The organism is Mangrovibacter phragmitis (genome assembly GCF_040429585.1).
Classification (GTDB): domain Bacteria; phylum Pseudomonadota; class Gammaproteobacteria; order Enterobacterales; family Enterobacteriaceae; genus Mangrovibacter; species Mangrovibacter phragmitis.
The window spans coordinates 26,507-47,808 of sequence record NZ_CP134782.1; the positions used below are offsets into that span (position 1 = coordinate 26,507).

The 21,302-nt window shown below is 52.6% G+C and carries 19 protein-coding genes; all 19 read left to right on the forward strand.

Going from position 1 to position 21,302, the window contains the following annotated elements; genetic code table 11:
- The 19 genes from tssC to MPHASIOC01_RS00210 all read left to right on the forward strand — a co-directional run bounded on the left by tssC (position 1) and on the right by MPHASIOC01_RS00210 (position 21,302).
- Entirely contained in the window at positions 1–1,497 is a 1,497-nt protein-coding gene (gene tssC / locus MPHASIOC01_RS00120) for a type VI secretion system contractile sheath large subunit (protein WP_036113868.1), read from the forward strand.
- Between the two features lie 185 nt (positions 1,498–1,682).
- On the forward strand, positions 1,683–2,165 hold the full coding sequence (locus tag MPHASIOC01_RS00125; protein ID WP_064597302.1) for a type VI secretion system tube protein Hcp: 483 nt from the start codon (positions 1,683–1,685) through the stop codon (positions 2,163–2,165).
- 59 nt (positions 2,166–2,224) lie between these two features.
- Positions 2,225–2,671, forward strand: coding sequence for a DUF5675 family protein (locus MPHASIOC01_RS00130; RefSeq protein ID WP_353613677.1), 447 nt, complete (start codon positions 2,225–2,227; stop codon positions 2,669–2,671).
- Between the two features lie 9 nt (positions 2,672–2,680).
- Positions 2,681–3,352, forward strand: a complete 672-nt coding sequence (locus tag MPHASIOC01_RS00135) for a hypothetical protein (protein ID WP_353613678.1) — start codon at positions 2,681–2,683, stop codon at positions 3,350–3,352.
- A 154-nt stretch (positions 3,353–3,506) separates the two neighbouring features.
- A complete protein-coding gene (locus MPHASIOC01_RS00140) occupies positions 3,507–3,848 on the forward strand; it encodes a hypothetical protein (RefSeq protein WP_353613679.1) in 342 nt (113 codons plus the stop codon).
- Positions 3,849–4,180: 332 nt separating this feature from the next.
- Positions 4,181–6,151, forward strand: coding sequence for a type VI secretion system-associated FHA domain protein TagH (tagH, locus tag MPHASIOC01_RS00145; protein ID WP_064597307.1), 1,971 nt, complete (start codon positions 4,181–4,183; stop codon positions 6,149–6,151).
- Complete coding sequence (locus tag MPHASIOC01_RS00150; protein WP_064597309.1) at positions 6,148–6,942, forward strand: PP2C family serine/threonine-protein phosphatase; 795 nt, start codon at positions 6,148–6,150, stop codon at positions 6,940–6,942. The genes tagH and MPHASIOC01_RS00150 overlap by 4 nt, the downstream gene beginning before the upstream one ends.
- 21 nt (positions 6,943–6,963) lie before the next feature.
- Positions 6,964–7,941, forward strand: a complete 978-nt coding sequence (locus MPHASIOC01_RS00155) for a hypothetical protein (protein WP_064597311.1) — start codon at positions 6,964–6,966, stop codon at positions 7,939–7,941.
- A 23-nt stretch (positions 7,942–7,964) separates the two neighbouring features.
- Positions 7,965–8,789 carry a type VI secretion system accessory protein TagJ gene (locus MPHASIOC01_RS00160; protein ID WP_353613680.1) on the forward strand — a complete coding sequence of 275 codons (825 nt, stop codon included), beginning with the start codon at positions 7,965–7,967 and terminating at the stop codon, positions 8,787–8,789.
- Entirely contained in the window at positions 8,782–9,354 is a 573-nt protein-coding gene (tssE, locus tag MPHASIOC01_RS00165) for a type VI secretion system baseplate subunit TssE (RefSeq protein ID WP_353613681.1), read from the forward strand. Before MPHASIOC01_RS00160 ends, tssE begins: the two co-directional genes overlap by 8 nt.
- 2 nt (positions 9,355–9,356) lie before the next feature.
- A complete protein-coding gene (gene tssF / locus MPHASIOC01_RS00170) occupies positions 9,357–11,228 on the forward strand; it encodes a type VI secretion system baseplate subunit TssF (RefSeq protein WP_353613682.1) in 1,872 nt (623 codons plus the stop codon).
- A complete protein-coding gene (tssG, locus tag MPHASIOC01_RS00175) occupies positions 11,225–12,289 on the forward strand; it encodes a type VI secretion system baseplate subunit TssG (RefSeq protein ID WP_353613683.1) in 1,065 nt (354 codons plus the stop codon). The genes tssF and tssG overlap by 4 nt, the downstream gene beginning before the upstream one ends.
- A 74-nt stretch (positions 12,290–12,363) precedes the next feature.
- Positions 12,364–14,997 carry a type VI secretion system ATPase TssH gene (tssH, locus tag MPHASIOC01_RS00180; RefSeq protein ID WP_353613684.1) on the forward strand — a complete coding sequence of 878 codons (2,634 nt, stop codon included), beginning with the start codon at positions 12,364–12,366 and terminating at the stop codon, positions 14,995–14,997.
- 32 nt (positions 14,998–15,029) lie between these two features.
- Positions 15,030–16,457 carry a serine/threonine-protein kinase gene (locus MPHASIOC01_RS00185; RefSeq protein WP_064597322.1) on the forward strand — a complete coding sequence of 476 codons (1,428 nt, stop codon included), beginning with the start codon at positions 15,030–15,032 and terminating at the stop codon, positions 16,455–16,457.
- 413 nt (positions 16,458–16,870) lie between these two features.
- Entirely contained in the window at positions 16,871–18,796 is a 1,926-nt protein-coding gene (locus tag MPHASIOC01_RS00190) for a type VI secretion system tip protein TssI/VgrG (protein ID WP_353613685.1), read from the forward strand.
- A 156-nt stretch (positions 18,797–18,952) separates the two neighbouring features.
- Positions 18,953–19,333 (forward strand): DcrB-related protein, encoded by a 381-nt coding sequence (locus tag MPHASIOC01_RS00195; RefSeq protein ID WP_064597326.1) that lies wholly within the window; start codon positions 18,953–18,955, stop codon positions 19,331–19,333.
- A gap of 56 nt (positions 19,334–19,389) precedes the next feature.
- Complete coding sequence (locus tag MPHASIOC01_RS00200; protein ID WP_064597328.1) at positions 19,390–20,232, forward strand: N-acetylmuramidase domain-containing protein; 843 nt, start codon at positions 19,390–19,392, stop codon at positions 20,230–20,232.
- Positions 20,229–20,795: a hypothetical protein gene (locus MPHASIOC01_RS00205; protein WP_353613686.1), complete on the forward strand. Its 567-nt coding sequence runs from the start codon at positions 20,229–20,231 to the stop codon at positions 20,793–20,795. The genes MPHASIOC01_RS00200 and MPHASIOC01_RS00205 overlap by 4 nt, the downstream gene beginning before the upstream one ends.
- A gap of 63 nt (positions 20,796–20,858) precedes the next feature.
- Entirely contained in the window at positions 20,859–21,302 is a 444-nt protein-coding gene (locus tag MPHASIOC01_RS00210) for a DcrB-related protein (protein WP_353613687.1), read from the forward strand.

Consider the following 21,302-nt stretch of genomic DNA (forward strand, 5'->3'; position numbering starts at 1 on the left):
ATGAGTAACCAAACTGAACAACAGCAAAACAGCGCTCAGACGTTTACCCAGGATGAATTCAGCGCGCTGCTGAGCAAAGAATTCCGCCCGAAAACAGACCAGGCGCGTGAAGCAGTAGAAAGCGCGGTAAAAACCCTGGCACAACAGGCGCTGGAAAATACCGTCACCATCTCCAGCGATACCTACCGCACCATTCAGGCGCTGATCGCGGAAATTGATGAAAAACTTTCCGAACAGGTTAACCAGATTATTCACCACGACGAATTCCAGAAACTGGAAAGCGCCTGGCGTGGCCTGAGCTACCTGGTGAACAACACCGAAACCGACGAGATGCTGAAAATCCGCTTTATGAGCGTCTCCAAACAGGAACTGGGCCGTACCCTGAAACGCTTCAAAGGCGTAGGTTGGGACCAGAGCCCGGTGTTCAAAAAAATCTACGAAGAAGAATATGGTCAGTTCGGGGGCGAACCTTTTGGTTGCCTGGTGGGCGATTACTACTTCGACCACAGCCCGCAGGATGTTGAACTGCTGAGCGAAATGGCGCGCATTGGCGCCGCAGCACACTGCCCGTTCATTACCGGCTCTGCGCCGAGCGTCATGCAAATGGAATCCTGGCAGGAACTGGCTAACCCGCGCGACCTGACCAAAATCTTCCAGAACACGGAATATGCGGCATGGCGCAGCCTGCGTGAATCTGAAGATGCCCGCTACCTGGGCCTGGTAATGCCGCGCTTCCTGTCCCGCCTGCCTTACGGTGTGCGCACTAACCCGGTAGACAGCTTCGATTTCGAAGAACAGGTGGATGGCGCTAACCACGACAGCTACACCTGGAGCAACGCAGCTTATGCAATGGCGGCCAACATCAACCGTTCATTTAAAGAATTTGGCTGGTGTACTTCTATTCGCGGCGTGGAATCTGGTGGTGCAGTAGAAAACCTGCCTTGCCATACCTTCCCAAGTGATGATGGCGGTGTGGATATGAAATGCCCCACTGAAATCGCCATCAGCGACCGCCGAGAAGCAGAACTGGCGAAAAACGGTTTTATGCCGCTGGTTCACCGCAAAAACTCTGACTTTGCTGCCTTTATTGGCGCTCAGTCACTGCAAAAACCGGCGGAATACCACGATGCCGATGCCACTGCGAACGCCCGTCTGGCCGCCCGCCTGCCGTATCTGTTCGCCTGCTGCCGTTTTGCGCATTACCTGAAATGTATTGTGCGCGACAAAATTGGTTCATTCCGCGAACGCGACGATATGGAACGCTGGCTGAACAGCTGGGTGATGAACTATGTGGATGGTGACCCGGCGAACTCCTCGCAGGAAACCAAATCCCGCAAACCGCTGGCCGCGGCAGAAGTGCAGGTGGAAGAAATTGAAGATAACCCGGGCTACTACGCCGCGAAATTCTTCCTGCGCCCGCATTACCAACTGGAAGGCCTGACTGTTTCACTGCGTCTGGTTTCCAAACTGCCATCACTGAAAACCAATGATGCGTAATGCACAGGTAAAAATTCGGCCGTGTATTTTTGGCGAAATACACGGCCGCCAGGTCTGAACCTTATTCAGGGGGTTCAGGCTTAAGGCAGAGGATACAGGGACTGTGTAGACGCACCTCTGATTTCCATTTGCCATATTAGCGCTTTTTACAAGCAAAACTAACCAATCAAAGAGTAGAGATTATTATGGCTATTGATATGTTTTTGAAAGTCGACGGTGTGACGGGTGAGTCCAAAGACTCTAATCACTCTGGCTGGACTGATATCACTTCTTTCTCCTGGGGTGCTTCTCAGCCGGGTAACATGAGTGTTGGCGGTGGCGGCGGTGCCGGTAAAGTAAACTTTAACGACCTGCACGTTAATGCCCTGATCGACAAATCAGCAACCGCTATCATGAAATACTGTGCGAACGGTAAACACCTGACCAAAGTTGAACTGTCAGTATGTAAAGCAGGTGGTCAGCAGGTGGAATACGCCCGCATCACTCTGGAAGAAGTTCTGGTAACTTCTGTTCAGTACACTGGCGCTGATAACGGCGACACCGTTGGTGTTACCTATGCATTCCAGGCTGCTAAAGTGAAACAGCAGTACTGGGAACAAACTTCTTCCGGTAGCAAAGGCGCTGAAAGCTCCGTTGGCTGGAATATCAAAGAAAACAGCGAAGCGTAAGCGGGTTGTTGATGGCGATCCCGGAAGGGATCGCTTTTTAATAAAAAGGATGTATTGTTTTGGCCAAATATACTATTTTTGTTAAGAGAATATGGCAAACAGATAATTCAACAATTAGCACGTATGAAATATCAGGAAGTAAAATAAAAGGCTATATTCTTGAACGCCCAGGTCCTGACACAAAAACATCAGGATTAGAAAAAAGGATTCCTGAGGGAGTTTATAATCTTAAGTGGCATAATAGTAATATACCTTCAGTAAAGAAATACAACCCTGTACCATTATTGCATAATGCGGATGTGCCAGTGTCAAGATATATACTTATTCATAATGGTAATTACCCAAGGGACACTGAAGGGTGCCTTTTAGTTGGTGGGTCGAAAGGTGTTGATTTTGTAGGAGCTAGTGTAGTGAAATTGACAGAAATAAAAGAATTTATTGCTAAGGAAGGAATTGATAATTTTGTGTTGTCTATTTCATCTTGCTATTCAACATGTAAGGCTTAGGTGGCATAAATGGTAAAGCGAATCATACTTTCAGTTCTGTTACTTAGTCTCTCCACCATTGCTAACGCAGAGCAATCCCTTAAACAAGGGGTGCTTCAGGTCTATTGGTTGCCAGTCTGGAATGATACCGGCACAGTCAATACACCTGAACTACACTATCGCTATTTTGTTTTAAGTACTAACAACCATGTTGAAGAAATTGTTAACCTCGATAAGAAAAGTAGTGAAGCGCTGTTAACTCGTTATTTTAGCCCGGTTCCTGAAAACTTTTTGAAGTTCAAGGAAGGGCACCTGGAACGTTCGGGTACCGCAGTTATAAATCATTTATCATCGAACACGGAATGCGACCACCATTACTACAGTGGGCAACTGAGTAAATTTACTGTTGGTACTGACCAGCACTTCGATATTAATGCACTGGAAAATTCTGCAGGGTGTGAAGCCAGACCTTATCGCCTTTCTTATACACTCAAGCCCGGTATAACTGATGCGCATTTTAAACAGGCTCCAGATGTTAGCGCTAAAAATGGAGCAATGATTACTGCTGATATGGCTATTGTGACTTTGGAACGTGTAAATCAGCAGTGGATTAAAGCAGCGCAATATGATGCCAACCAGCCAGACTCTGTTGGAAAAAATCAGGGATTTATTCTTCTTAGTGAACTTCAACCGCTTAACTGAGTTATACTCCATTGAGTTAATTAGAGTCCATACCCATCTGAAATATATTTATTAGGTGGGTTGGTTGCAAGTGCTAATTATTTGATATATGGTGTAGAGTAAATTGAAATACTCCTTATTATATATAATTTCAGTGGTGGTTTTTTTCATTTTTATGATGCTGCTCTCTTTGGCGGTATATGTGTTATATAAAAAAGAAAATGAAAAAGTTAATGAAGCATATGATAAGTTAAAAAAACATGGTTTTTTGCCGAATGACTTTTTTTCATTGCAGGGGAATATTGGTTTTCTAGGGTTTGGATCACGAGTTTTTATTCTCTCAAAAATTCTGGATGGGAAAAACTTTCCACTTAATAAAAATATTGTTTTTGACTCAAAGTCCGCGAGAGAGTTTCTGAACCAAAGTAATTTTAAATGGATTGGTTATTATAAGATTCTTGTGTTTCTTTTAATTTCTGGATTTTTTGTGTTAATTGTTGCGGCACTTGCTACATGATTTTTTCTTATTCTAAATAAGTGGTTTTATTAATTTATCATGGTTAAGCTAATTTAATTTTAGGCGATGGAAAAGACGTTAACTAATAGTTAAACTTTAAAATAATATCCTTCACTGCATTAAATTTGTCTTTAGATACTGAACTTTTGTGTCATTTCATTTGTACTTTGTTAGCAACTAATCGTATGCCACACCGGTTGCTGTTTTATCTTACAAAGTGAGACAAATCTCAACTTCATTTTGATATTCTACCTTTGCTCCCCAAACGTTGCAGGCCTTACCAAAAGACCTGCAACGTTTGAGCGCTCATTATACCCAGGCAGGAATACGTTATGCGATTCACGATAATCACCAACAAACCGGGTCAACAACCGCCACAAACCAGTTGCGATTTCTATCCGCCAGGCGGCACCATTGGGCGCGGTTCCGATAACAACCTGGTGCTGCCAGATGAAACGCGCACCATTTCTCGCCTGCAGGCGATAGTGCATATCACAGCAGAAGGCACCTGCCGCATCACTAACCGTGGCAACATCACCCGCGTGCTGCTGAATGATATTCCGCTGGATCGTGGCCGCCAGGTTGAGCTCGAAGACGGCGATATTCTGGGTATTGATGAATACCGCCTGCAAGTTACGGCACTGGGGGCGCAGCCGACTGCGCCTCAACAACCTGCTGCACACCATGCCGCCAGTGCCGTTCCTCATAAAGCGGCACCTGCGCCGGTTCGCCCGGTGTCAGCTGCTCCAGCACAACCATCTGCTGTAAACGCCGATGGTACAGCGGCTATCCCCAGTGAAATCTGGGACAGCCTGATGCAGGAATTCTCTATCTCCGACAACATTTCCAGTAGCCCGGTGAGTGGGAAAGGCGAGCACACCACGGTGGAACCTGGCCACAACCCCTTTGCCGAGCCTGAAAGTGTTGAGCGTAACCCGGAAGACCCACTCGCCCAGTTCAATACCAGCGAGCCGCTGTTTAACGAGAAAAAACCGCAGACTGATAACTTATTCGCCGAGTCTTCACTGTTTAGCGGTGACAGTATCTTTGAAGACAATACCCCGTCTTCACTGGTTCAGCCGGAAACCGCGGAAAATAAACCAACTGTTGGTAGCAGTGAACTGGATCCACTGGCTTTATTCGGTGCCAGCGAAGCCGCTCCCGCGGCACGTAATCACGATGACCCACTGGGCCTGATGATGGGTAATGCTGTGCCATTAACGGTACCAGGCAGCACCACTAAGCCGCAGGAAACAGTAACACCGACAGAGCGGCATCATGCAGCAGAACAGCCACATGCCACAAAACCCTCTGTGGCAGAACAACCTGCTCATGAACCAGAGCCTGCGGCCACACACCACGAAAACCCGGTTTCTGCACTGTTTGAAACGGCATCACTGGCCTCTTCACCGTTGTTTGATGATGACGAGACAGCCACGACTGTCACACCAGCCGATATACTGGTAACACCGCCGCCAGTGCAGGAAAACGCAGAAGAAACCATACCTGCCAGCACAACACAAGCCGCCAACGGCTACGAAGGCATCACTCTGCCCACTCCGCAGGCTGTGCAACGTGCCCATGTGCAGACACCTAAAGGCCGCCTGCGAATTGACCCGGTCGCCTCGCCGTCGTCTGCCGACAAATCTGCGCAGGTCACCAGCCAGCAAGGCGAAGGCGATGTATTACAGGGCGAGTTACTGGCTGCATTACTGGAAGGTATGGGCCTTGGCGACATGCAGCCCGTCCCTCAGTTTGATAAAGAAAACATGCGCCAGTTTGGGCAAATGCTGAGTATGTTTTCGCAGGGTACAGTAGCACTGCTCTCTTCCCGCTCCATTCTCAAACGCGGTGTTAAAGCCGATATGACTATGGTGCTGGACGACGCCAACAACCCGTTCAAACTGCTGCCTTCCGGGAAAACGGTACTCATGCAAATGTTTGGCACACGTATGCCTGGCTTTATGCCACCGCGTAAGTCAGTGCGTGATGCCCTGATAGACTTGCAGGCTCACCAGTTGGGTATGATTTCCGGTATCCGGGCGATTATTGCCGCTATGCTGCAGTCGTTTAACCCGGAACAGCTCGAAGAGCAGGCCCGGGAAGATGGTGTGGTGTCGCGCATTGGTTTACCCGGCAGCCGTAAAGCCGCCTTGTGGGATTACTTTGTGAAAACCTACGGCGAAACCGCCGGAGAAATTGAAGATGACTTCCACACCTTGTTTGGTGAAGCATTCCTGCACGCTTACGACATGGAAGTGAACCAGTACAAAGACTCACAAAGTGGATCAGAAGAAGAATGAATATCACCATGGCATCGCTCTCCCAACAAGGTGAGCGGACAAGCAACCAGGATCAAACCGGTGAGGTGATTGGCGAGCGCGCGGCATGCTTTCTGGTGTGTGATGGTGTTGCGGGTAACGCAGGCGGCGAGGTTGCCGCGCGTATCGCCCGTAATGCCATCCTAACCGAGTTCGATGGCGAACAACACCTCAACCCACAGTTCATTCGCCAGTATGTGAATAACGCCAACCAGGCGATTCGCAGCGAACAGAAAAACGACCAGGACAACAGTAAAATGGGTACCACGCTGGTCAGCCTGTTTATTGACCGGGATTACCACCTGGCGTACTGGGTCCATGCAGGCGACAGCCGCCTGTATTTATTCCGGCGCGGTTTTTTATACCAGGTTACCACCGATCACAGCCTGATCCAGCAGTTAAAAGATGCCGGGCACCAGACCGAAGGTGTCAGCAGCAACCTGCTCTATTTTGCTCTGGGCATGGGTGATGAACGCCGGGAAGCCAGCTACAGCGATGTGGTTCCCGTAGAAGACGGCGATGCGTTTTTGCTGTGTACTGATGGTTTTTGGCATGGGGTAACACAAGAACAGATGCAGCAGTCCTTGCAGATGGTAAACACGCCACAAGAGTGGCTGACCCTGATGCACCAGAGCCTGCGTAAACATGGCGAAACCAGTGACGATACACAGGATAATTACAGTGCGATAGCCGTATGGGTTGGTCAGCCACAAGAAACCACGCTGATCCACTCGCTGGCGGAGGCCGCACAATTCTTTCCCCTTCGTGATTGATTGAAACGAACAAGGATTTATATGAAATATTGGCTTTCGGGTTTACTGGCGTTGTTGGCGGCATCGTCCAGCGCGTGGGCAGAAAATTACCGGATTGTTCAGTCACCGTCTCTGAAGCTGGATGTCTGGATAGACAACATCCAGGACAACACAGCAAAAAGTTGGTGTACCAGTGAATTACCGCTGCGAATTGTCGCGAACGGCGAGAAAAAACCGGAAATCCTGCAGGCTTTCCTGCCGCAGGTTGGCAAATTGCTACAAAGCCAGTGCGGCACACTGAACACCCTGCGCTGGGAAATGACGGCACCGGATGGCAAGAAACTGGCTACCGGTACCGCAGAGAAAAAGCATGACTGGCGTGTTGATATCGCACCCGCTGCTCAGGTTATTACCGCTGCCATTCCTCCTGCGAATAACCAACGTGCAGAGGATCTCTCACCGCCAGCAGATCGCACGCCCTGGTTTGAATTCAACCTGAAAGATGGCTGCCGCCTGCGCACTTTCTGGCAGGGTGGCAGTGCCTCTCAGGCCCTGTTTATTCCGGCAAAAGACGACGGGAAATGTGAAAAAGGCGGCTGGCTGAATGGCCGGGGTAAAGTTACCCAGCAGGGCCAGAATGGTAGCCAGACTATCACTATGACCTTTGTTCACGGCTTCCCGGTGGCCGGGTTTAACCCAACAGCTAACACCAACACGTTGCTGATTGCCTCCGTGAATAACGAACGCATGGTGGTGAGTGACGAACGTTCCCCGCAAAGCTGGCTGATTATGCAGTATGTCCCGCGCATTAACGGCTGGCAGGTGGATGGCACCGTTGCGGTAGAAATGCCGCGCGACCAGGCCAGTGACGGCGATAAACTAAAAGCGCGTCTGGATGAAGTACGCAAAGTATGGGGACCCTATCTGGAGCCGAATACCGCGCTGACTATCCAACTGGTGGATGCCGTGCATCTGCAACTTAAAGACCCGGCAGCAGGCGCATACCATACGCTGAAGTAACCTAACCACCACAAGGAATGATTATGCACACCCTCTACCAACAGATGGCCGGAGATTCGCTGGCAGAAACCCTGACGCGCCTGGAAAGTAATATTAAATCCCGGCCTGCGGATGCGGACCTGCGCGCAGCGTTTGTTCAGTTGCTCTGTCTGGCGGGCAACTGGCAGCGAGCCCGCACCCAACTGAAAAGCTGGGCGGCGCTAAAACCTCAGGCACAACCCACAGTGACCTTGCTGGAACAGGCTATTGAAGGTGAGTTAACGCGCGCGCGGGTTTTTGCCGGTGAAACGGCACCCAGAATGCCGGAACAGGCCTGGCCCTGGGCTCACCATCTGGTTGACGCACTGGCACGGGAAAATGCCGGTGATAGCGCCGCAGCCCTGGCGCTGCGAGAACAGGCGCTGGAAGCCGCTGAACCCAATCCAGGTTCTTTACAGGTTAACGAGGAAAGTGTGGCGTTTGGCTGGCTGATGGATGGCGATGCCCGCCTGGGGCCGGTGTGCGAATTTATCGTCAACGGGCATTACTTCTGGGCGCCATTTTGCGCCATTCGGGAAATCATTTTTCAGGCACCGGCGAGCGTCACCGACCTGGTGTGGCGCCATGCCCGGATAACGCTGGTGGATGGCAGCGAACAAGTTTGCCAAATTCCGGCGCGCTACCCGGTAGATGCCAGCACGGAAGACCGTTTTCTGTTGGGGCGCGAAACTCACTGGGCAGCACTGGACGAAGAGGGTGCGTTTTGTCTCGGACAGGGGCAGAAAGTGCTGCTCAATGCTGATGATGCTTATTCCTTGCTGACACTGGACACGCTGGCATTCGCTGGCTCCGAATCTGACCATGAGTAATCACGACCAGAACGCTAACCCTTCTGATCTGCTGCGAGCCGGCTACCGCCAAAGGGCCGGTAAGCAGACGGTGGGCGCGCGCGACAAAATGCAGCCATCCTTGCTGGACCGGCTGACAGATGACGCGCCCGACCAGCAAAAAGAACCGGCCAGCCATAATCTGATTTCCCACAGCACACTGCGGCGCAACGTGCTGCGTGACTTACAGTGGCTGTTCAACACCATCAACAATGAAGCGCAGAATGATCTGCGCGATTTTGCCCATATTCGCCGTTCGGTCGTGAATTTCGGTATCGCTCCACTGGCCGGGAAACGGATGTCGGAAATTGAATGGCAGGATATTCAGCGCAAGCTCACCGAAGCTATTCTGGCTTTTGAGCCCCGCATTATTCCGCAGGGGCTGCAAGTGCGCTGTTTGTCTGACCCGCAATCGCTGGATGCGCACAACGTTTTGTCCATTGAGATAAAAGGCCGGTTGTGGTGTGTCCCCTGGCCGCTGGAATTTCTGTTCCGCACTGATGTGGATCTGGAAAACGGGCATTTTGAGTTAAAAGACGCAGGCTGATTATGGACAGTAAACTTCTCGACTATTACAACCGCGAGCTGGCGTATCTGCGCGAAATGGGCGCAGAATTTGCCAGTCGCTATCCCAAAGTGGCCGGTCGGCTCGGGATGCGGGGTATCGAAGTCGCAGACCCTTACGTCGAACGCCTGATGGAAGGCTTTGCCTTTCTGACCTCGCGTGTCCAGCTAAAAATGGATGCGGAATTTCCGCGCTTCTCCCAGCGCTTGCTGGAAATGTTCGCGCCAAACTACCTTGCCCCCACGCCCTCTATGGCGATTGCCCAGCTCCAGCCAGATATGCAAAAAGGCGACTTGAGTGATGGCTTCACCGTGCCGCGTGGCACCATGATGGACAGCCTGACGCTGAAAAAAAATGGCGTCACCTGTGCCTGGACTACCGCCCATGATGTCACGTTGTTGCCATTGCATATCAGCAACGTGGAACTGGGGGGCGTCCCGGCCGATGCACCACTGATGGCGATGGGGCTGGGCCAACGAGGCGCAGCCAGTGCACTGCGCATTCGTATTGCCTGTAATGGCAAGAATACGCTGGAAAATCTCAACTTCGACCGGCTGGATTTTTTCCTCAGCGGCCCGGACATTGAAGCACAGAAATTACTTGAACTGGTGATGCAGCACTCCGTGGGGCTGTTTTGCCAGACGGTGGCGCCATCGCCGCAACGTATTGTACTGGGCGATGACGCCCTGACCCAGGAAGGGTTCGCGCCGGAACAGGCGATGTTGCCCGATGACCTGCGAAACTTCGATGGTTACCGCCTGCTACAGGAATATTTCGCATTCCCGGCGCGTTGCCAGTTTATTGCTGTCAGCCAGTTACACAACTTGCCGGCGAAAAGCGCCGGTGCCAGTGCGTTTGATATCGTTATTTTGCTGGATAAAGCCGACAGTGCGCTGGAGCGCATAATTGATAAAGCGCACTTCTCGCTACACTGCACCCCGGTTATCAACCTGTTCCCCAAATATGCCGAACGGCAAAAAATTCAGGACAGCCAGGGCGAATACCACCTGGTTGTCGATAATGTCCGCCCGCTGGATTACGAAATCTATGCGGTGAAAAATATCTATGGTTCGCGTACAGATCGCCGTGAAGAGCAGGTATTCCGCCCGTTCTGGCAATCATTCAGTAGTGACCACGGCAACTATGGCACCTATTTTTCGTTACGCCGTGAACAACGCGCCCTGTCTGAGCATGCATTACGTTATGGCACCCGCACTGGCTATGTCGGTTCCGAAGTGTTTGTTTCACTGGTAGATGAAAACCATGCGCCCTGGTCCGACAGCCTGAGCCACCTGACAGCAGAAGTGCTGTGCACCAGCCGGGATTTACCGCTGATGCTGCAACAAGATTTGGGTGAGTTTGTGATGCCGGATTCGTTGCCCGTTGCGGGTATCACTTTGCTTAAAGGCCCTACTCCGCCGCGCCCGGCGCTGGCCGAAGGGGTTGCCACCTGGCGGCTTATCAGCCACCTGCAAATGAATTACCTCAGCCTGATGGACAGCGAAAACGGTGAGGGCGCTGAAGCCCTGCGCCAGTTGCTCGGGCTGTATGGCAACCTGGCGGAAGTGCCAGTCGCCCGCCAGATAGACGGCCTGCGCCGTTGCCAGTTGCGCCCGGTACACCGCCGGGTACCCGAGCCAGGGCCAATTGTCTTCGCCCGGGGTATTGCCATTGACCTGCAAGTGGACGAACAGGATTTCTCCGGGTTCAGCCCCTGGCTGCTCGGCAGTGTGCTCGAGCGCGTGTTCTCACGCCTGGTGGCAATCAACAGCTTTACGGAAGTGACACTGACCAGCCAGCAACGCGGTGAAATTGGCTGGTGGGGGCCACGCATGGGGAAACGGGCACTGATATGAGTGAGACCTCAACACCTGAAACCCGGCTACCCACGGTTAAGCGGGTAACCCGCCTGGCAGATAACTTCTGGCCTGCTGTCATGGCTGCGCCCTGGCGTTATGACCTGTTTCAATTGTTGCGCCGGGTTGATGCCCAGGGCGGTGGGCGTTATCCCCTGGGGCGTGCGCCGTTACCCCGTTTTGATGCCTTACGGGTTGCCCAGCAGCCTTCGATGGCGTTTGCCCCTTCCACTCTGGCAACGGTAAAAGAACTCGACGGCCGCGATTTACACGAGGTTTCGATTTTCAGCTTCGGGTTATTTGGCCCCAACGGCCCGTTACCGGTGCACATGACAGAATACGTGCGTGAACGTATCTATCACCACCAGGACGACTCACTGAGCGCGTTTGCCGACTTGTTTCACCACCGCCTGAGCTTGTTGTTTTACCGCGCCTGGGCTGATGCGCAACCCACCGTTTCGCTGGACAGGCCGGATAACCGCCGTTTTGAAGATTACCTGGCCTGCCTCACAGGTATGGGCTTGCCCGGGCAGCGCCACAGGGGAAGCCTGAGTGAACATGCCCGGTTTGGGCTGGCCGGCCACCTGACACGCAGTGGTCGCGATACCGAAGGGCTGGAAAAAATGCTGCGCCACTATTTCCAGGTACCGGTGCGGGTACGGGGCAATATTCCGCACTGGATGCCGATAGCCCAGCGTGACCAAACCCGGCTGGGCGGCCACGGGCGACGCGCTCCGCGCCTGGGTGAATCCACGTTTGTGGGCATTGCAGTACGCGATGTGCAGCATAAATTCCGTCTCGAAATTGGCCCGTTAAGTTTGCAGGACTACCAGCGGTTCCTGCCCGGCGAGCGCGAAGTGACCGAATTACGTGACTGGGTACGCCAGTACCTGGGCACGGACTATGCCTGGGATGTGCGCCTTATCCTTAAAGGTGCCGAGGCAACCGGCGCAACACTGGGTGGCAACAACCGCCTGGGGTACAGCGCCTGGCTGGGCGAGCGCCCGGAAAAACCCGACCGCCATGATCTGGTGTTTATGCCTGAGCCAGAACACAGCTAACACATGCGTTGGGTTTACAACAATAACAACACTGTATTTCAGGCACCAGGTGCCAACTGTCAACAGGAATAATCATGTCAGAGATCAGCCGTGCCGTTTTGTTCGGCAAACTGGATACGCTGTTATTTACTGCGCTGGAGAGCGCAACCGCCTTTTGTAAGTTGCGCGGCAACCCCTACGTTGAACTTGCACACTGGCTGCATCAGTTAATGCAGCAGCAGGACGGCGACTTACAACAGTTGGTTCGCCATTTCGACCTCGACGAAGCCGTTCTGGCGCGTGACATTGTGGCTGCACTGGACAGCCTGCCGCGTGGCGCGACCGCAATTTCTGATTTGTCGGAACATGTGGACACGGCAGTTGAGCGCGCCTGGGTATACGCTTCCCTGACGTTTGGTGCCGGGCGTATTCGCGGCGGGCATCTCCTGATTGGCCTGTTGAAAACCTGGAACCTCGCCAATGTACTCAAAGGGATTTCCGGCCAGTTTACCCGCCTGAACGCCGACCAGCTTATTGACCAGTTCGATACCATTTTTGCCAACAGCAAAGAAGCCCAGCAGGTTGCCAGCGCGCCACAAAGCGAACAGGCAGCCCCGGGTAGCCAGCAAAGCGCCCTGGCGCAATACGGCCAGAACCTCACGGAAAAAGCCCGTGACGGCAAAATCGACCCGGTGGTGGGCCGCGATGAAGAAATTCGCCAGATGGTGGATATCCTGATGCGTCGCCGCCAGAACAACCCACTGCTCACCGGTGAAGCCGGGGTTGGCAAAACCGCGGTTGTCGAAGGCCTGGCCTGCCGTATTGCACAAGGTGATGTCCCGGTACCTTTACAGGCGGTACAGCTCTGGCTGCTGGATATTGGTTTATTGCAGGCCGGTGCGGGTATGAAAGGTGAATTTGAAGCCCGCCTGCAAAGCCTGATTAACGAAGTCCAGTCCAGCCCGGAACCCATCATCCTGTTTATTGATGAAATCCACACTCTGATTGGCGCTGGCGGGCAGCAGGGCACCGGCGATGCCGCCAACCTGATGAAACCAGCGCTGGCGCGCGGGCAACTGCGCACCATTGGCGCCACCACCTGGGCAGAATACAAAAAATACATTGAGAAAGACCCGGCGCTTACCCGCCGTTTCCAGACGGTACAGGTGCACGAACCGGATGAAGACAAAGCGCTGTTAATGCTGCGCAGCACGGTTTCCCCACTGGAAAAACACCACCACGTATTACTGCTGGATGAAGCGGTAGCCGCCGCAGTGAAACTCTCTCACCGGTACATCCCGGCACGCCAGTTGCCCGATAAAGCGGTTGCCCTGCTGGATACCGCCTGTGCCCGTGTGGCGGTAAGCCAGAGTGCGCCACCACCGCAACTGGAAGACTGCCTGCATCGCCTGGAATCCATTGAAGTGGCTCTGGAGATTGCCCACCGTGAAGGGCTCATTGGCCTGGGCGACAGTTCACGGGTGGCAACCCTGGAAGCAGATAAAGCCCGTGAAGAAGCCCTGCGTGAAAGCCTGACTGCGCGTTGGGAGCAGGAACGCACACTGGTGGACGACATTATTGCCTTGCGTGCCGAGCGCCACGCGTTGCCAGAAAACCTGGAAGCCGGTGATGACCGGGCATCAACCATTAATCAGCAACTCAGCGAACGCCAGCAACAACTGCGTGAATTACAGGGTGATGCCCCATTACTGTTTGCCGCTGTGGATGCCAATGTGGTGGCCGCTGTCGTTTCCGACTGGACTGGCATCCCGCTGGGACGCATGGTGAAAAACGAAATCGACGCAGTGCTGCAACTGGCTGATACACTCAACCAGCGTGTGATTGGCCAGCGTCACGGTTTGGACATGATTGCCCGCCGGGTACGCACCACGCGGGCCAGGCTGGACGACCCGAACAAACCCGTTGGCGTCTTTATGCTGTGTGGCCCGTCTGGTGTCGGGAAAACCGAAACCGCGCTGGCACTGGCTGAATCCCTGTACGGCGGTGAACAGAACATCATTACCATCAATATGAGTGAATTCCAGGAAGCCCACACCGTTTCCACCCTGAAAGGTGCGCCTCCGGGGTATGTTGGTTATGGTGAAGGTGGTGTGCTGACAGAAGCTGTGCGCCGCCGCCCATACAGTGTGGTATTACTGGATGAAATTGAAAAAGCACACCCGGATGTACACGAAATTTTCTTCCAGGTATTTGATAAAGGGTGGATGGAAGATGGCGAAGGGCGGCATATCGATTTCCGTAACACCATTATTATTCTGACCTCCAACGTGGGGACGGATTTAATCAGCGCTATGTGTGCTGACCCGGATTTGATGCCAGACCCGGAAGCGCTGAGCGGTGCGTTGCGCCAGCCATTACTGCAGGTTTTCCCGCCTGCTTTACTGGGGCGCTTACTGGTCGTACCTTATTACCCGCTGAGTGATACTATGCTGGCGGAAATTGTCCGTCTGCAATTGCGCCGTATTCAGCGCCGCCTGGAAGAAAACCATGGCATTATTTCAGACGTGGACGATAGCGTTATCACCCAAATTGTTCAACGCTGTACGGAGGTGGAGTCTGGCGGGCGCATGGTCGATGCCATTCTCACTAACACGCTGCTGCCACAAATGAGTACCCTCTTACTGAGTGCCAGTGCGCGGGATGAACAATTCCGGCGGTTGCGTATCACGGTTGAACAGGGCGAATTTCAGTGTCAGTTTGAGGCGTAACGCCATTACCACAGGAAGCGAGTTTTCCCATTATGTCGGAATACGAAAACAATCGGACCGTATCTAACGCACTCCCCGTTGGATACCGTTTCAATGAGTTTGAAATTAAGGAAGTCATTGGTGGTGGCGGGTTTGGCATTGTCTATCGCGCCTGGGATCATCAACTGGAACGCACTATCGCCATTAAAGAGTTCATGCCATCGTCGCTGGCGGTGCGTAACGACGATATGCGCCTGGTACTGCGAAGCGAGCGCTTCGGCAAAGCTTTTACTGCCGGGCTGAACAGCTTTATTCAGGAAGCGCGCCTGCTTGCCCGCTTTAACCACCCGAACCTGCTGCATGTGCTGCGTTTCTGGGTGCATAACGACACGGCGTATATGGGCACCGCATTTTACAGCGGCACCACCTTGTCCCGCCTGCGCGAACAGCATCCGGAGCGTATCGATGAAACCTGGATCCGCCGCATGCTGCCCATGCTGCTGGGCGCGGTGAAAACCATTCATCAGGAAGGTTACCTGCACCGGGATATTTCCCTGGATAACATCCAGATTCAGGACAACGGCCTGCCGGTATTGCTGGATTTCGGCTCTGCCCGGCGCAGTATCGGCAATATTTCCGATGAAACCGAAACCATGTTGCGCCCCGGGTTTGCGCCCATCGAACAATACACCGACGACAACGACAGCGAGCAAGGCCCGTGGACGGATATCTACGCGCTGGGTGCTGTGTTGCATACCCTGGTTGTGGGGTCGCCGCCGCCAGTCAGTGTGGTGCGCAGCATTGAAGATAACTACCAGCCATTAATGAAACGCCGTCCACAGGGTTACTCACCAGCGTTACTGAACGCGATTGACCAGGCGCTGGCACTGAAAATGGAAGACCGCCCGCAATCCATTGATGCCTTTGCTACGCTGGTGGAAACCCCGGTGGCTGGTATTGATGATGTCGCGCAAGCTAACCGCCCCGGCACTATGCTGGTGCCGGTGGAACCCGAAGAAGAAACCCCGAAACCTGCCGGGCTGAAACGCTTTATGGTGCCGGGCCTGGTTGCCGCCGGGGTGCTGGTTGGGGTTGCGCTGGGTGGCGTGTTATTCCATGGCGGCGGTTCTGAATCAGTGCCAACCGCCAGCGAAGCTCCCACACCGGTAACCCCGGCAGGCAACGCAAGTGATAATACAGTGGCGGTTGCGGCTAACTCATCTTCAGCCCCGGCAACAGCAACAGCGCCGGTTGCCACCAACGCAGAGCCTGTTGCCCTGGTTTATGTGCGCATGCGCGAAGGTGACCAACTGACGCTGAATGGCAAGCAACAGGCGGTTGTCCCTGCCAGCAATGGTTTCGCTTCACTGCAATTGCCTGCGGGGCAGTACGAACTGAAAGTAACCGGGCACGGTGACACGCGTAATGAAAACATTACCGTTGACCGCCCCGGCACCTGGTTTGTTAACCCGCAATCCTGAGTACCTGAAACGGGCAGCCCGTTAACTGCCCGCCTGATTCTTACCAGCAAACTTACCGGGTTCATGCCCGGTTCAGATTGATGAAAAAGAAGGAAAACGCGTGGTTTTTCCTTCTTTTTAGTTAGCAGCCGAAAATCAATAAATTGATTTTCCTGGTTTGTTATTGGGCGACATCCTCTCGTTCTGTGCGGGCGTGAGGTTTGTCATCAGACTCTGCCGGGCTTCTTGCCCGGTTTTGCTGTGTTTCACTCATCTTTACTCCAATAATTCGCGTGACAGGCTCCGTAAGCGCGGCCTGCCTGCAATGTGAAATATAACGAGTATGTCCTCTGATTCGCCAGTAGACAGCGGTATCGCCAACAGGTGTGCTGCTGTGTTCTCTGTTGCAAACAACACATCCTGGGAATGAATTTATGTTGAACCGAATTACCGTCCAGCTCCCGGTTGAAGGGCTGTTATTCTGGAAACTTTCCGGGCGTGAAGCGTTATCGGAATCCTTCGCGCTGACGGTGACTGTGCTGGGCACAGATGCCCGTATCGACCGTAGCAGCTTGTTGGGTAAAGCCATTACCGTCACCATTCCAACAGAAAACCTGCTCACTTCCCGTTATATCAACGGCAAAATCACCCGGGTAGGTGTCAGTGCGACGGAAATCAGTGGCACCCGCTACGCGGTTTACGCGCTCACAGTGGAACCCGATTTGTGGCCCATGAAACGCGACCACAACCTGCGTATTTTCCAGAACCAGACTGTACCGCAGATTGTGAAAACGCTGCTGGGCGAATATCAGGTTAACATCGAAGATAAACTGACCGGCAGTTACCGGGTGTGGGAATACTGCGTTCAGTACCAGGAAAGCAGTTTCGCGTTTATCAGCCGCCTGATGGAACTGGAAGGTATCAGCTACCACTTCCGCCACGAGGCAGACAAACACACAATGGTGCTGACCGACGCAGTAGAGCAGCATGTACCGTTCACCGGGTATGAAACCATTCCGTACCATGTAACCGGCTCTGGCGGCAGTACCGATGAAGAAGGTATCAGCCAGTGGGCGATGGAAGACAGCGTCACACCGGGGATTTACAGCCTGGATGATTACGACTTCCGCAAACCCAACGCCTGGCTTTACCAGGCACGGCAGAACCCGGTTTCACCTGTACCGGGCAGCATTGATGTTTACGACTGGCCGGGGCGTTTTGTAGAACACGGGCACGGTGAATTTTACGCCCGTATTCGCCAGGAACGCTGGCAGGTAGAACACCAGCAGGTTTACGGCACCGGTACGGCAATCGGTATTGCGCCTGGTTATACCTTTACGCTGCTTAATGCGCCGTTTTTCAGCGATAACGGTGAATACCTGACCATCAGCGCAGACTACATGTACGAAGAAAACCGCTACGCCAGCGGCAGTGACAGCAACACTATTCACCGTACTGATTTTAGCGTTATCCCGTCTTCCATTCCGTTTCGCCCGGCATTCAGCGCCCAGTGGCCACGAACTGGCGGGCCGCAGACGGCAAAAGTGGTGGGGCCGCAAGGTGAATCCATCTGGACCGATAAATACGGCCGGGTAAAAGTGAAATTCCACTGGGATCGCCTGGCAAAAGGCGATGACACCAGCTCCTGTTGGGTGCGAGTTTCCAGCGCCTGGGCAGGCCAGGGTTACGGTGGTGTTCAAATTCCCCGTGTGGGCGATGAAGTGGTGGTGGACTTTATCAACGGCGATCCGGATCGCCCCATCATTACCGGACGCGTATATAACGATGCCAGCATGCCGCCCTGGGCACTGCCTGCTGCCGCAACCCAAATGGGGTTCCTGAGCCGCTCCAAAGACGGCACAGCCAGTACCGCTAACGCCCTGCGTTTTGAAGATAAAGCCGGTTCAGAACAGGTGTGGCTCCACGCCGAACGCAACCTGGATGTGGATGTGGAAAACGATGAAAACCATAATATCGACAAAAACCACACCCATTTTGTAGGCGAAAATGAAGAACAGCGTGTGGTTAAAAACCAGACCGTGGGTGTGAAGGGGGAAGCGAAAACACTGACTGGCGGCAATATGACGGAAAGTGTGGTGAACACATATACGCTGAGAGCAGGCCAGGAGATTTGTCTGCAATGTGGCGACAGTTCAATTCGACTCACCCAGGCCGGGAATATTGACATTGTTGGTAAGACATTGAATATCACCATTTCTGGCCAGGGAGATATCAATGCTGAACCATTGAATCTGAATTCTGGTAACGCCTCTACGTTGTCGGCACCGGGAACGGGTGATGCCAGCGCCATCCAGCAAGATCTGGACAGTTTCTTTGTTTTTAATGCCAACAAAGAATAACCAGCGCCAACAATTTGCCTGAATCGCCCGGAAACGGGCGATGCCTGATACGACAGGGCAGCACGTTTATTTTATTCATCGACACGGGGTGGGGGCAGCAGTTATACGGCTGCCTGTGGCCCGACTTTAGTCGCCAGCAACCGTTAAGACCGTACTATGAAGAAATCTACGCGTAGTGAGCAAGCCACCGAAGCCTTTACCTTCAGCGTCTCACGCAGCGCCGCCAGTATTGACGACAAACTGCATGATGTTGCGGCCAGTATGATCCGCGAACTGGAAGAAAGCCTGGCAGATTTCAGGCTGAATTCTTTTGAAATCATTGATGTGGATGGCCTTCCTGCCGCCGAACTGTTCTACGAATTTAAAAGCGACAACACACCCGTTCACCAAAAACAAACCGTTTTATTGCTGGATGACCCGGTTATGGGCAAAAAGAAAGTCTGTTATATCGGCACCTGCGTGGGCGGTTACAGCGAAAGCGATATCGAACAGTACCGTAAAATGATCCGCGGAATTCGTTTTCAGCATGGGAAGTGACTATTTTTATTTAATTCATTAAGACAATAATACTTATTAAATATTTTGAGGGCTTTATGGCAAGGATAAATTCGCCGGTTGGCGAGGGTCAGCGTAATTTATATGGTGATGTTCGCACAATTCAAACTTTATTGAATAAAAATAGTGTTGTTACAACCCCGGGGCATTTATTAGCAGAAGATGGGAAGATTGGCCCCAATACCATCGCCAGAATTCGGTTATTTCAGGAAAAAGTGGTGCGGATGCGTAACCCCGATGGCGTGATTGACCCGAACGGCGTCACCATGCGTAACCTGACCCTGCATGCCAATTTCCATACTACGGTTAATCGCACAACGCGGGTACCTGGCATTACTCAGGAACAGTTTGTTCAGGCTGCAGCGACTTTAGGCTGTGAAGTGGCTGCCATCAAAGCGGTGGTGTACACCGAGTCTCCCCGTGGGGCATTTGATGAAAAAGGCCGCCCGTCAATTTTATATGAACGCCACTACTTCCATAAGTTAACTGGTGGAAAGTATGACAGCAATCCGGTGCTGTCTAACCCTAATGCGGGCGGGTATGGAAAATACAGTGCCCAGTATGGCAAGCTTGAAGAAGCCATGAAACTCGATAAAAATGCTGCACTAAGGTCGGCATCCTGGGGCGCTTTTCAAATTATGGGTAACAACTTCAGGGAAGCCGGTTTTTCTTCGGTTGATGATTTTGTGAAAGCGATGGGAACACTCCAGGGGCAACTGGATGCCTTTGTCAGATTTATCGCGAATAATGCGCATCGTAAAAACGCTCTGATTAATAAAAACTGGGCTTCATTTGCTTATAATTATAATGGACCAGCGTATCGTAAAAATAATTATGATAATAAACTGGCTCATAACTACCAAAAGGCGTTATCTGAATGAATCAAACACGCATAAGTGTATGTGCCTTAGCGCTGTCACTACTTTTCCCTGTTTCTGCTTTGGCGGGCGTTACTCTCAAAGCAATAAATACCCACAGCTATGAAAAAAGCCTTTATGAGGCCGCAGCAAAACAGCAAATTGAAAATGGTGCGCCGGTTGATAAACAGGCCTTCTCCGTAAAGAGTGATAATAAGGTTCTGGGAAATATTCTTGCAGGCCAGGGCTTTAATGCTAACGACGACAATGTTTGTTTTGTTTCATGGGCAGCCCCTGACGGAAAAATTCAGAATCTGGTGCCAACCATTGGTTTCGATAACTGGGAAGCTGAAGTGTGTGCCGGAACCCGTGCTGTGGGCGTGCTGGCTGATGATAAACACAGTATCAAGCTTGCCGTTATTTATGATGCACAATCGCCCAACGCCAGTGCGGTTGAATCCGTTATCTTCTCTGTCGACACAGCAACCGGCACTTTCACTCCAGACAATGCCCTGACAGCAAAACTGGGTTCGCAGGGCGCGGCAACGCTCCAGACACTGAAAACCCTTTACCGCGCTTCACATTAACACCGCCGCCGGGCTGGTTACTGCGCGCCCGGCGCAACAGATAATGCCATTCCAGAGACTCCTATGAATTACACCTTTAACGAAGGGCAGATAGCCCTGTTCCCCGGCCAGTGGGTGGATGCCTCAACACATATCCTGCGGGATACCGACAGCGGGCTTTCCGTGGTGATCTCCCGCGGGCCGGTGCCGGAAGACAGCGACTTCGAAAAAGAATTTCACCGCCAGTGGGATGGCATGCGCCCGCAAATGACTTCCCTGCAACAGGGCGAGTTCACACGGGTGAGCGTAGGCCCGGACAACCTGACCCGGGGCGTGGAAGTGGAAAGCCACTTTGCCCGCAACGGTGTGGATTTGTGGCAAAAACAACTGGCGGTACCGGTGACAGATAAGCCGCAAATGCTGCTGTTTACCTTTTCAGCCCTGCGGCCGTTCAGCGAACAGGATGAACAACACTGGAGCCAGTTAAAAGCCAGCATTACGTTTACCCCAACGGAGCAGGACGCCTGA